This window comes from Bacillus sp. JZ34 (assembly GCF_053903205.1).
Genome location: NZ_CP096403.1, coordinates 3515703 through 3528573, shown reverse-complemented (window position 1 = coordinate 3528573; position 12871 = coordinate 3515703). Strand labels below are relative to the sequence as shown.

The following is a 12871-nucleotide window of genomic DNA, read 5'->3' as shown; positions in this document are numbered from 1 at the left end:
TATCTTTTAAAGATCATTGCAGCCAGAAAATGAAAAGAATTGGGGGTGGAAAAATGTCCATTCAAAACGCGGTGATGAACGGTGGTTTTGAGACAGGTGCTTTCTCGCCTTGGGTAGGTATAAACGCATCTGTTACAAGCCAGTTTTCGCATTCAGGGTTTTTCTCTGCGAGATTTTTGGGCGGAACAGCCACATCATATATTGCCCAATTTGTTCCGGCCAGGGCTGGGGAAGGAAGCGAATTTCTTGTTTCTCTTGCGAAAGCGGGATTTCTCCCAGCACCTTCTATAACGATACAAGTTACTTATTTTGACAGTCAATTTAATTTTCTCGAATACGGGCTGTTTGCCACTGTGCCGTCAAGCAGAATACCGGCAGCCGAAAATGGGACATGGCTTGAAGTCTATCAAACAACTTCACCGGCTCCCCCCGGCACCACCCAGGCATTCATTTTGATCAACAACATTCCGCAGGCGGGAACTGCAAGTGTGCTTGTGGATGATGTTGCTCTATTGAGTGTTGAGGGTGGAGGAGGTCCAACCGGAGCGACAGGTCCGACGGGAGCAACAGGTCCGACAGGAGCAACAGGAGCAACGGGAGCGACCGGTCCGACGGGAGCAACAGGTCCGACAGGAGCAACAGGAGCAACGGGAGCGACCGGTCCGACGGGAGCAACAGGTCCGACAGGAGCAACAGGAGCAACGGGAGCGACCGGTCCGACGGGAGCAACAGGTCCGACAGGAGCAACAGGAGCAACGGGAGCCACCGGTCCGACGGGAGCAACAGGTCCGACAGGAGCGACAGGTCCAATAGGAGTGACAGGTCCGACGGGAGCAACAGGCACAACAGGAGCGACAGGTCCGACAGGAACGACCGGTCCAACGGGAGCGACAGGTCCAACAGGAGTAACTGGTCCGACGGGAGCAACAGGCACAACAGGAGCGACAGGTCCGACAGGAACGACCGGTCCAACGGGAGCCACCGGCCCGACCGGAGCGACAGGTCCAACAGGAGTGACAGGTCCGACGGGAGCAACAGGGGCGACGGGAGTGACAGGTCCGACGGGAGCAACAGGCACAACAGGAGCGACAGGTCCGACAGGAACGACCGGTCCAACGGGAGCCACCGGCCCGACCGGAGCGACAGGTCCAACAGGAGTGACAGGTCCGACGGGAGCAACAGGTCCGACAGGAGCAACAGGTTCGACAGGAGCGACGGGTCCGACAGGAGTGACAGGTCCGACGGGAGCAACAGGCACAACAGGAGCGACAGGTCCGACAGGAACGACCGGTCCAACGGGAGCCACCGGTCCGACGGGAGCAACAGGCCCGACCGGAGCGACAGGTCCAACAGGAGTGACAGGTCCGACGGGAGCCACCGGCCCGACCGGAGCGACAGGTCCGACAGGAACGACCGGTCCAACGGGAGCCACCGGCCCGACCGGAGCGACAGGTCCAACAGGAGCAACAGGTTCGACAGGAGCGACGGGTCCGACAGGAGTGACAGGTCCGACGGGAGCAACAGGCACAACAGGAGCGACAGGTCCGACAGGAACGACCGGTCCAACGGGAGCCACCGGAGCAACAGGCCCGACAGGCGCAACGGGTCCGGGAAGTCTGTTGGGAACACCGGCGCAGTCAACTGACCCTGTTTCACTCACAGTTGGCAGCGAAACACCAATTCTAACGACAACTGTTACCTCTTCAGCTGGACAGAATATAAAAGTCGATTCTATGGCTGAAGTTGATATTATCATAGGGCCAGCTACTACTTTTGAATACAGTATAATTTTTACATTGTATAGAAATAACGGCGCTATCGCACAAGTGTCTGTTGATTCTCAGGATGAAAAATCGGCAGGTTCGGTTCGTGTATATGGTGATATTCCTAACCTTACATGGGTTGATACACCAGGGGCAGGAACACAAACTTATGAGGTTAGAATTAATGTAACAGGGACTAACCTTTTGGCAGCCAATGTTAATACAAGAGCGCTAAATGCTGTAATCTTTGATTGATTGTAAAATGGAAGAGTCCCCTTTAGGTTTTCATAAAGCTTAAAGGGGGTTTTTGTTTAAAAGATTCTAATGATAAATTATAAAATTTATCATTTATAGTGATTGGCGTTATAAAAATTCAAAGAAATAGAGTTTTATCCAAACGGTATACATAGATATTTCATATTTTGTTTGAGGGATATTATTATCTCAATTTTTGAGAAAGGGTGGTGAAACTTGATTGACCATTGAGAATCGAATAATAAATGGAGGGTTTGAAACCGGTTCTCTGCCGCCTTGGACAGGATTTAATGCCGTAGTTACTTCTAATTTCAGCCATTCAGGGATTTATAGTGTTAACTTGGTAACTTCGTCGATTGGAATCTTAGCTCAGAGCTTTCTGGTTAACCCGGGAGAGAATTTTGAATTTGTTATATCTATTTCAAAAGCTAGCAGCGCTCCTAATCCTGCGATTGTAATAACAGTAGATTATTACAACTCCTCTTTTGACTTTTTGTCGCAGGGATTAAGCTTAACAATTCCAGTAAACCGTCTATCTGCAGTAAATGTGTGGAATGAAATTTATGCTACAACGAATAGTGCTCCTCCTGGAACCGTTATAGGAGTGGTAACTATTCAAAAACTCCCTCTTAGTGGGGGGGCACCGATACTAATTGATGATGTTTCAATGATAACAATTGATCAACCAGGAGCGACGGGAGCAACCGGCCCAACCGGAGCAACTGGTCCGACGGGAGCAACAGGCGCAACCGGGGCAACGGGTCCAACCGGAGTCACAGGTCCGAGGGGAGCGACAGGTCCAACAGGCCCGACGGGAGCAACGGGTTCAACCGGAGCAACTGGCCCGACAGGAGCGACAGGCCCAACAGGTCCAACGGGAGCGACAGGCGCAACAGGAGCAACCGGGGCGACGGGAGCAACCGGCCCAACCGGAGCAACCGGCCCAACAGGAGCAACTGGTCCGACGGGAGCAACAGGCGCAACCGGGGCAACGGGAGCAACGGGTCCAACCGGAGTCACAGGTCCGACGGGAGCGACAGGTCCAACAGGCCCGACGGGAGCAACGGGTTCAACCGGAGCAACTGGCCCGACAGGAGCGACAGGCGCAACCGGGGCAACGGGAGCAACGGGTCCAACCGGAGTCACAGGTCCGACGGGAGCGACAGGTCCAACAGGCCCGACGGGAGCAACGGGTTCAACCGGAGCAACTGGCCCAACGGGAGCGACAGGCCCAACAGGTCCAACGGGAGCGACAGGAGCAACCGGAGCCACCGGCCCGACAGGAGCGACAGGCGCAACTGGCCCAACGGGAGCGACAGGCCCAACAGGGGCAACAGGCCCAACAGGAGCAACGGGTCCAACAGGAGTAACCGGGGCAACCGGAGCAACGGGTCCAACAGGGGCGACAGGCCCAACGGGTCCAACAGGAGCCACCGGCCCGACAGGAGCGACAGGCGCAACAGGCGCAACTGGCCCAACGGGAGCGACAGGCCCAACAGGGGCAACAGGCCCAACAGGAGCAACGGGTCCAACAGGACCAACGGGTCCGACGGGAGCAACAGGCTCAACAGGATCAACAGGCCCGACAGGCGCAACGGGAGCCACAGGCCCAACAGGCGCAACGGGAGCCACAGGCCCAACAGGCGCAACGGGAGCCACAGGCCCAACAGGTCCAACGGGAGCGACAGGCGCAACGGGAGCGACGGGTCCAACAGGAGCAACCGGAGCCACAGGAGCAACAGGCTCAACCGGTCCAACAGGAGTAACCGGGGCAACGGGAGCCACCGGCGCAACAGGAGCGACGGGTCCAACAGGAGCCACCGGCCCGACAGGAGCGACAGGCGCAACTGGCCCAACGGGAGCGACAGGCCCAACAGGGGCAACAGGACCAACAGGAGCAACGGGTCCAACAGGGGCGACAGGACCAACGGGTCCAACAGGATCAACAGGCCCGACAGGAGCGACAGGCGCAACAGGCGCAACTGGCCCAACGGGAGCGACAGGCCCAACAGGGGCAACAGGCCCAACAGGAGCAACGGGTCCAACAGGACCAACGGGTCCGACGGGAGCAACAGGCTCAACAGGATCAACAGGCCCGACAGGCGCAACGGGAGCCACAGGCCCAACAGGCGCAACGGGAGCCACAGGCCCAACAGGCGCAACGGGAGCCACAGGCCCAACAGGTCCAACGGGAGCGACAGGCGCAACGGGAGCGACGGGTCCAACAGGAGCAACCGGAGCCACAGGAGCAACAGGCTCAACCGGTCCAACAGGAGTAACCGGGGCAACGGGAGCCACCGGCGCAACAGGAGCGACGGGTCCAACAGGAGCCACCGGCCCGACAGGAGCGACAGGCGCAACTGGCCCAACGGGTTCAACAGGAGTAACCGGGGCAACGGGAGCCACAGGCGCAACGGGAGCGACGGGTCCAACAGGGGCAACAGGTCCAACCGGAGCGACAGGCGCAACCGGAGCAACAGGGGCGACAGGATCAACGGGTCCAACAGGAGCGACAGGTCCAACAGGAGTAACCGGGGCAACCGGAGCGACAGGTCCAACAGGAGCAACAGGTCCAACCGGCCCGACAGGAGCAACAGGGCCAACAGGTCCAACCGGAGCCACGGGAGCGACAGGTCCAACGGGTCCAACAGGGGCGACAGGTCCAACCGGAGCCACGGGAGCGACAGGTCCAACGGGTCCAACAGGGGCGACAGGTCCAACCGGAGCCACGGGAGCGACAGGTCCAACGGGTCCAACAGGGGCGACAGGTCCAACAGGAGCAACAGGTCCAACCGGAGTGACAGGCGCAACTGGCCCAACGGGAGCGACAGGCCCAACAGGGGCAACCGGCGCAACGGGAGCGACGGGTCCAACCGGAGCCACGGGAGCGACAGGTCCAACAGGAGCAACGGGAGCAACAGGACCAACAGGAGCAACAGGACCAACAGGAGCAACGGGAGCCACAGGCGCAACGGGAGCGACAGGAGCAACGGGAGCGACAGGAGCAACAGGAGCCACAGGCGCAACCGGGGCAACCGGAGCAACCGGTCCAACGGGAGCGACAGGAGCAACCGGAGCAACCGGCCCGACGGGAGCAACCGGCCCGACAGGCGCAACGGGAGCGACAGGCCCGACAGGCGCAACGGGAGCGACAGGCCCAACCGGTCCAACGGGAGCGACAGGAGCAACCGGAGCAACCGGTCCAACAGGAGCCACGGGAGCAACAGGACCAACAGGGGCAACGGGTCCAACAGGAGCAACTGGTGCAACCGGAGCGACAGGTCCAACAGGAGCAACGGGAGCCACCGGAGCGACGGGTCCAACCGGGGCGACAGGTCCAACGGGTCCAACCGGAGTGACAGGCGCAACAGGCCCAACCGGCCCAACAGGTCCACAGGGTCCAACGGGTCCGCCGGGTGAAGTAGGAGTAATGGTAGTAGCTGGTCCAACCGGCCCAACAGGACCAGCTAGTCCACAAACCGCTATATTCTTTAACAATCTATTTGGGTCTACTACTGTTTACAATCCGTCAACGATTCCTTTAAATACAGAAGTAACTGTTGTGTCGGTTCCTAATGTATCGGTCACTAGTGGGCAAAATATTAAGGTGGATTATGCATTGGCGATAGAAGCCGTAAATACTGCAAACAGTAATATAATTTTTGAAATAAGGCTATATAGAGGCGGAACTTTAGTTCAAACTAGAATATTTAATAGAAGTCTTGCGGCTGCTGGTACTCAAAGATTTCCATTAGCCAGCACAATTGTTGATACAGTTCCTGCCACCGCAACAGTTGAATATTCCGTTAGGGTAGCGGTAACAATGGCTTCAAACGTTACTTCTGCTGCAGCATTCAATAGAAATTTAAATCTCATTCGGTTCCCTTAAAGGGATGGGGGAAAGCTAAATGGAGCTTTCCCTTTTGAAGTTTCATATTAAGTAAAAGGACGTTGTTGTTAAAATTAATATATTTTGCTTCTCTCGATTTTAGCTGCTATAAATGTGTTTTAATCATATGGAAAATAACGTGACCGAGCTTAGCAAGGAGACATAGTATATGTTAGCTTCATTCTCGAAAAGGGAATTGAAGCTAATCTAATGAAAGGGAGGTAAAATCCTAGATGTCGATCCAAAATTTGGTTGTAAACGGCAGCTTTGAAAACGGGGCACTTCCACCCTGGGTAGGCCAAAATGCAACCGTCACAACTCAATTTTCCCATTCAGGTTTTTGGTCGGCAAGATTACTGGGCGGGGCTGTTACTTCTTTTATTGCACAATTTGTTCCAGTAGATGCAGGAGAAGGTTTGGAATTTTTAGTTTCTCTAGCTAAAGAAGGTTTTCCTGCTCCATCGCCTCAGGTGCAAATTCAAGTGTCTTATTTTGATAGTTCATTTAATTTTCTAGGCCAAGGTCTCTTTTTAAATATCCCGTTCAACAGACTACCGATTGTTCAAAATAATACATGGCTTGAAGTCTATCAAACGACGACCCCAGCTCCAGCTGGCTCTACTATGGCTTTCATTTTGATTAATACTTTGCCGCAGGCAGGTACAGCGAATGTCATTGTAGATGATGTAGCACTATTAGATGTAGAAGGCGGAGGAACAGGTCCAACCGGCCCGACAGGTCCAACCGGCCCGACAGGTCCAACCGGCCCGACAGGTCCAACCGGTCCAACAGGAGCAACTGGTCCAACAGGTCCGACGGGAGCGACAGGCCCAACAGGAGCAACCGGTCCAACAGGAGCGACAGGCCCAACAGGAGCAACCGGTCCAACAGGAGCAACAGGTCCGACAGGCCCAACAGGCGCAACGGGAGCAACCGGCGCAACGGGAGCAACAGGCCCGACAGGAGCAACCGGTCCAACAGGAGCAACAGGAGCAACGGGAGCAACCGGCCCGACAGGTCCAACGGGAGCAACAGGCCCAACAGGTCCGACGGGAGCAACCGGGGCAACAGGAGCAACGGGAGCAACCGGTCCGATAGGCCCAACTGGAGCAACCGGCCCGACAGGAGCAACCGGTCCGACAGGCCCAACTGGAGCAACCGGAGCGACAGGAGCAACAGGTCCAACCGGAGCAACAGGAGCAACCGGCCCGACAGGAGCAACCGGCCCGACAGGAGCAACCGGCCCGACAGGAGCAACCGGCCCGACAGGCGCAACAGGTCCGACGGGAGCAACGGGAGCGACAGGAGCAACAGGAGCAACAGGAGCAACAGGAGCAACGGGAGCAACAGGTCCAACCGGAGCAACAGGAGCAACCGGCCCGACAGGAGCAACCGGCCCGACAGGAGCAACCGGCCCGACAGGAGCAACCGGCCCGACAGGAGCAACCGGCCCGACAGGAGCAACAGGTCCGACGGGAGCAACGGGAGCGACAGGTGCAACAGGCGCAACAGGTCCAACCGGAGCAACCGGCCCAACTGGAGCAACAGGTCCGACGGGAGCAACCGGAGCGACAGGAGCAACCGGCCCGACAGGAGCAACCGGCCCGACAGGAGCAACGGGAGCAACAGGTCCGACGGGAGCAACAGGTCCAACCGGAGCAACGGGAGCAACAGGTCCAACGGGAGCAACCGGAGCGACAGGTGCAACAGGCGCAACAGGTCCAACCGGAGCAACCGGCCCAACTGGAGCAACCGGAGCGACAGGTCCAACCGGAGCAACCGGTCCGACAGGAGCAACCGGAGCGACAGGCGCAACCGGTCCGACGGGAGCAACCGGAGCGACAGGAGCAACCGGTCCGACGGGAGCAACCGGAGCGACAGGCGCAACCGGTCCGACGGGAGCCACAGGCGCAACGGGAGCAACCGGCCCGACAGGTCCAACGGGAGCGACAGGCGCAACGGGAGCAACCGGAGCGACAGGCGCAACAGGTCCAACCGGAGCAACCGGCCCAACTGGAGCAACCGGAGCGACAGGTCCAACCGGAGCAACCGGCCCAACTGGAGCAACGGGAGCGACAGGCGCAACCGGAGCGACAGGCCCAACAGGTCCGACGGGAGCAACGGGAGCGACAGGCGCAACCGGAGCGACAGGCCCAACAGGTCCGACGGGAGCAACGGGAGCGACAGGAGCAACCGGCCCAACGGGAGCAACGGGAGCGACAGGAGCAACCGGGGCAACGGGAGCAACCGGCCCGACAGGAGCAACAGGTCCAACAGGCGCAACCGGAGCGACAGGCGCAACAGGTCCGACGGGAGCAACTGGCCCGACAGGAGCAACCGGGGCAACGGGAGCAACCGGTCCGACAGGCCCAACCGGAGCAACGGGAGCAACCGGCCCAACGGGAGCAACCGGCCCGACGGGAGCAACCGGTCCGACGGGAGCAACCGGGGCAACCGGGGCAACGGGAGCAACCGGCCCGACGGGAGCAACCGGTCCAACCGGAGCAACTGGAGCGACAGGTCCAACAGGTCCAACCGGAGCGACAGGTCCAACTGGCCCGACAGGTCCAACTGGCCCGACAGGTCCAACCGGCCCGACAGGTCCAACTGGCCCAACAGGTCCAACCGGCGCTTAATATTTAACGACTATTAGCAAATATTTTCCGTTTGTTTTTCCGGAACTTCGCTGGAATGCTATGCGAATGATTCAGGGGGCAGTAAACCTATGGTTTACTGCCTTTTTTCTATTGCTTATTTCTAAGAATAAAAAAACATCCCTGTCACTATTTTGTGAAAGGGATGTTTTTGATTGATTAGACTTTACGTTGGCTAAATGATTGAATGGCTGAGACTACCTGCTCCACATTGACTTGGTCATGACAGGGGAGGGTGATCGTATTTTGTTCAAGAAAAATGGAATTGGGTTTAATCTGTCTGTATTTGCGGCGGTAATAGGTAGTGCCGCTTAAGCAATAGGTGCCGAAAGTCGACTCTATATGGCAGTCGCTCAAATATTGAATCAATTGGTCGCGAACGATGTTTTTTGGAATTTTGAAAACGGCGGATTGTGTATTGTATACAACGTCAGGTCCGATTTTTTGACTTTGGAATCCGAGGGGTTCAAGCTGTTCACTATATGCTTTCTGCTGAAGGTTTCTGCGATGAATGATGTCATCTAGTTTTTGGAGCTGTTTGATTCCAAGAGCGGCTTGGATATCAGATAATCTGTAGTTGTAGCCGAAATCCATAAAATCCAATTGGCCGTCAGAGATAGCGGCGCCATGGTTTAACTTGACTGAAAACCAATCTTTCAACTCTTCCCGGTCGGTTGTAATTGCTCCGCCTTCGCCTGTCGTAAGCAGCTTTCTGGGGTGAAAGCTGAAACAGGTGAGATCGGCAATTTTTCCAGATTTACAGCCGTATTCACTGCTGCCGATCGCACACGCGGCATCATCCACGAGTGGTAAGCCGTACTCTTCACAAATGTGTTTGATGTTTGTGATGCCTGTCGGGTTTCCAAGGGCATCTACAAAAAGGACGGCTTTCGTACGGGATGTAATTTGACTTTCCAGCTCTTCTGGAAGCATGTTAAATGTTTCAAGATCAACATCGGCAAAAATCGGCTTGGCACCTAAATCTTCTATTACATTGACAGTGGCGGGAAACGAAAAGTCTGAGACGATCACTTCGTCTCCGGGTTGGACGTTAAGGCTTTTAAGGCACATCGATAAAGCCGTTGTAGCCGATGTTGTTAAAAAAGTATGCTTTGCACTTACATACTGTTTAATATGATCAGCAAATGTTCTGACATAAGGGCCTTTTGTCAGGATGCCGGAAGAAAATATTTCTTTTAATTCTGCTTCCACTTCTTCAAACGTAATATACGGCTCGATCAATCTGATCATGAGCGCTCCTCATCTTTCATCCTTCGGTTTTTGATCACCTTTGCCGGCACGCCTACCGCTATGCTGTACGGGGGAATATGACGATTGACGACGGCATTTGCTCCGATTTTGGAGTGGGCGCCTATCGTAACGCCTGCTAAAATAGACGCACCGATCCCGATGTTGCAGTTTTCTTCAATATGAATGGGAGCAAATGTAAGCGGCGAAAACAAAATGGTACTATCGGGTATATCAGGATCGGTATGGTAGGCGGCGTGTATCTGGACATTCGGACCAATTCCCGCAAATTTTCCGATTGTAACCCCGCCGGCACCGTGTATAAAACATTGCTGACCGATCCAGCTGTTTGAACCGATGATCAGGTCATGCTTATAATAGCCTTTTAAAATCGTGTCATGGCCGATATAAACGTTATCTCCGATATAGATGTTTTCCGGATGAAAAATGCGGACTCCGTCTTCAATAACGACATTTTCGCCGCATCCTCCGAGCTGGGAAAGGGTGAATTCACCTTTTCCTTCGCTTTTCCATTGTTTCAACAAAAGCGCCTCCTTTCTTATTGATCCAAATTTTTTTGAATGCTTTCAGCTGTTCTTGTGATCCCTTCTTCCAGATCTACTTTTGCGCTGAAACCGAGCATTTCTTTTGCTTTATTGACCTGAGGGATGCGAAGTTCAATATCGGCTTCTTTTTTCTCTCCAAAGATGATTTGCGATTTTGATCCAAGAACTCTGATAATCGTGCTTGCCAATCCGTATACAGTGATCACAGTCCGTTCATTGCCGATGTTGAAAGACTCTCCGATGGCTTCTTTCATCGTCAAACAGCGCAATATTCCGTCGATCATGTCATCTACATAACACCAGGCCCGGATTTGCGTTCCGTCGCCGTGAATATAAATCGGCTCATCTAACAGAGCTCTGTGAACCATCGTTTTGATGGCGCCTTCCCCGACTTGTTCCGGTCCATAAACATTAAAAGGGCGGACGGTGACGGTCGGGAGCCCCAATTCTTTAAAATAGGCATATGCCATATGTTCCTCGGCGAGTTTGCTGACAGCATATGTCCAGCGAGCTTCTCCCACTGCTCCTAAAACAGTATGACTGGTCTCTCGCGCCCTGAAAGCGATTTGGCCGAACACTTCACTCGTACTGAAACAAACGACCCTTTTGCATTCGGTTAAACCTGCAGCCGCTTCAAGCAGATTGGCTGAACCGATCATGTTGACCTGCATCGTTTTAACGGGATTTTGAATGACCGTGTCAATCCCTGCGATGCCGGCGGCGTGGACAATGTGGCTGGCCCCTTGGATCGCCTTTTTAAGCGTGTTCACATCCAAAATGTCTCCCTGCACCACTTTTAAGTGAGGATGGTCCCGGTAAGGTTTATACCGGAGGGAGTCTCTTGAAAAATTGTCGTATACGGTGACGCTGTTGCGCTCTATCAGCTTTCCTATTAAAGAGGATCCGATAAAGCCTGCTCCGCCAGTTATGAAAATATGCTGGCCGGATAACTCTGTCATATCGCTCATCAATTGTTCACCTGCTTGTTTCGTTTTTTTTGAATTACAAATCCCGCGACGCGAAAGGTGTTCAACATCATCCCGAAAGTAGCGCCTGATAAACAGCTAGCGTTTTTTTGCTGTTTTTCACCATATCATGATGAACTTCTGCATACTTTCTTCCTTTCTGGCCGATTTCCGGTAGCATATCCCGGTTTTTCAGCACATTTTCAATCACTTCTGTAATGTTATCGGGATTTGCTCTTATGAGAGGCAGTTCGGAAGGATAGTTCTCCTTCATAAAATCACTGACCCAACAGATAACGGGTTTCCCCATTGCCATCGATTCGACGGCAAATAATCCATAGCTGCCGATATGAAGCTGATCAATGATCAAATCCGCCTTTTGATAGATTTTCTTTGCCTGTTCATGAGAAACCCCTCGTACTAGTTGAAAATGAAAGTCGTATTTTTCTTTTAAAGACTCCACCGCCTTAAGGATGTGGCGGGTTCCTTTTATTCCTGGAGAGGTGGGGGCATGAACGATGAGCGGCTTTTCATTTGATCGGTAGTCGGGAATATAGCGGTCAAGCTGGATCATGGTTGGAATCATGTGGACATGCTCATAATAGTCTTTTACATACTCGTAAAGTTCCATATCGGCAACGATGCAGTGCTGGACATATTGTGAAATTCGTTTGAGGTGATATCGAATTCGCGCTTCGTTTTTCGTTTTGACAACGGCGTATGGATTTGTTTTAGCCAATGTTGAATAAAGCCTCACATCGCTGCCCCAATGATGCATGATCATTGGTTTACCTGCCTGTTTTAAAATGGGATAATCCGACATGTCCAGCGTAAAGCTTGTGCCAAAATGAAAATGGAACAAATCATAGGATGGCAAGAGATCACTGGCAAGCCTTCTCAGCTTCGCATTCATGGCGGGCGTATTGCGTTCTTTCAGCAATGACCAGGTGTAGTCGGCAGCGTAATTTAAATAATAAGGATAGTAATTTAAAGTGTGGGCAAGCGCGCCATGCTGTGAGAGCCCTTTAGCCAAGGTGTTCATTTGGTTGGCGATTTCCATTGTGCCTTGCAAAACGCGGATTTGCCCAGCCGGAGGCTCGGTTGTTTCATGAACAGGAAGATCAAGCTTTGGCCCGCTTTCGGTTTCTGCTCCATCTCCTTTTTGAAGATAGGCCGCGCTCTCTTGTTCCCTTCCGGTGCGCAGGCACACTTTTCCCATCAGCAGATTTAAAGATCTGTTATCAGGAAAAAGGTCAAGCCCCCTCCAGAGCCATAGCCAGGCGTTATGGTCATGGCCGAGATAGACAGAAAGAGAGGCTTGAAAAAAATAAAAATCGGGCTCGTTATGCGAGCCGTCGGCTTCCCACTCTTTTAAGCGCTTCATGGCTTTGTTCCAATCTTTTTGTTCCAGACAATGAATGATGTCTGACTTGAAATCTTTCATGATGACCTCCCATCGATCACGCTGCTTTCAATTTCTCCTTTTAATGGCAGAATAAAAACGCTTTGTGCGCTCTATCATACGTATAAA

Annotated in this window: 7 protein-coding genes and 1 pseudogene; 4 read left to right on the top strand and 4 right to left on the bottom strand. The window is 53.8% G+C overall.

From position 1 onward, the window contains the following. The first annotated feature begins 53 nt into the window (after positions 1-53). The 4 genes and pseudogenes from M1D90_RS18015 (at position 54) to M1D90_RS18000 (ending at position 8543) form a co-directional block, all read left to right on the top strand. Positions 54-2018, top strand: coding sequence for an NTTRR-F1 domain (locus M1D90_RS18015; protein WP_456282940.1), 1965 nt, complete (start codon positions 54-56; stop codon positions 2016-2018). A 220-nt stretch (positions 2019-2238) separates the two neighbouring features. Further along, positions 2239-2682: pseudogene (locus M1D90_RS18010) on the top strand (NTTRR-F1 domain); the annotation flags it as partial. A 3-nt stretch (positions 2683-2685) separates the two neighbouring features. Then, on the top strand, positions 2686-5907 hold the full coding sequence (locus tag M1D90_RS18005; RefSeq protein ID WP_456283515.1) for a collagen-like protein: 3222 nt from the start codon (positions 2686-2688) through the stop codon (positions 5905-5907). 233 nt (positions 5908-6140) lie between these two features. Continuing rightward, positions 6141-8543 (top strand): NTTRR-F1 domain, encoded by a 2403-nt coding sequence (locus M1D90_RS18000; RefSeq protein WP_456282939.1) that lies wholly within the window; start codon positions 6141-6143, stop codon positions 8541-8543. A 177-nt stretch (positions 8544-8720) separates the two neighbouring features. Here M1D90_RS18000 and M1D90_RS17995 read toward each other — a convergent pair whose 3' ends face one another. The 4 genes from M1D90_RS17995 to M1D90_RS17980 all read right to left on the bottom strand — a co-directional run bounded on the left by M1D90_RS17995 (position 8721) and on the right by M1D90_RS17980 (position 12784). After that, positions 8721-9812, bottom strand: coding sequence for a DegT/DnrJ/EryC1/StrS family aminotransferase (locus tag M1D90_RS17995; protein ID WP_128822934.1), 1092 nt, complete (start codon positions 9810-9812; stop codon positions 8721-8723). Next, on the bottom strand, positions 9809-10351 hold the full coding sequence (locus tag M1D90_RS17990; RefSeq protein ID WP_456282938.1) for an acyltransferase: 543 nt from the start codon (positions 10349-10351) through the stop codon (positions 9809-9811). The genes M1D90_RS17995 and M1D90_RS17990 overlap by 4 nt, the downstream gene beginning before the upstream one ends. A gap of 17 nt (positions 10352-10368) precedes the next feature. After that, positions 10369-11343, bottom strand: coding sequence for an NAD-dependent epimerase/dehydratase family protein (locus M1D90_RS17985; RefSeq protein WP_095293063.1), 975 nt, complete (start codon positions 11341-11343; stop codon positions 10369-10371). Between the two features lie 67 nt (positions 11344-11410). Further along, complete coding sequence (locus M1D90_RS17980) at positions 11411-12784, bottom strand: glycosyltransferase (protein ID WP_456282937.1); 1374 nt, start codon at positions 12782-12784, stop codon at positions 11411-11413. Positions 12785-12871: the final 87 nt, after the last annotated feature.

Coding starts and splice junctions, on each gene's coding strand:
- M1D90_RS18015 (WP_456282940.1), top strand. CDS start 54: ATGTCCATTCAAAACGCGGTGATGAACGGTGGTTTTGAGACAGGTGCT.
- M1D90_RS18005 (WP_456283515.1), top strand. CDS start 2,686: ATGATAACAATTGATCAACCAGGAGCGACGGGAGCAACCGGCCCAACC.
- M1D90_RS18000 (WP_456282939.1), top strand. CDS start 6,141: ATGTCGATCCAAAATTTGGTTGTAAACGGCAGCTTTGAAAACGGGGCA.
- M1D90_RS17995 (WP_128822934.1), bottom strand. CDS start 9,812: ATGATCAGATTGATCGAGCCGTATATTACGTTTGAAGAAGTGGAAGCA.
- M1D90_RS17985 (WP_095293063.1), bottom strand. CDS start 11,343: ATGAGCGATATGACAGAGTTATCCGGCCAGCATATTTTCATAACTGGC.
- M1D90_RS17980 (WP_456282937.1), bottom strand. CDS start 12,784: ATGAAAGATTTCAAGTCAGACATCATTCATTGTCTGGAACAAAAAGAT.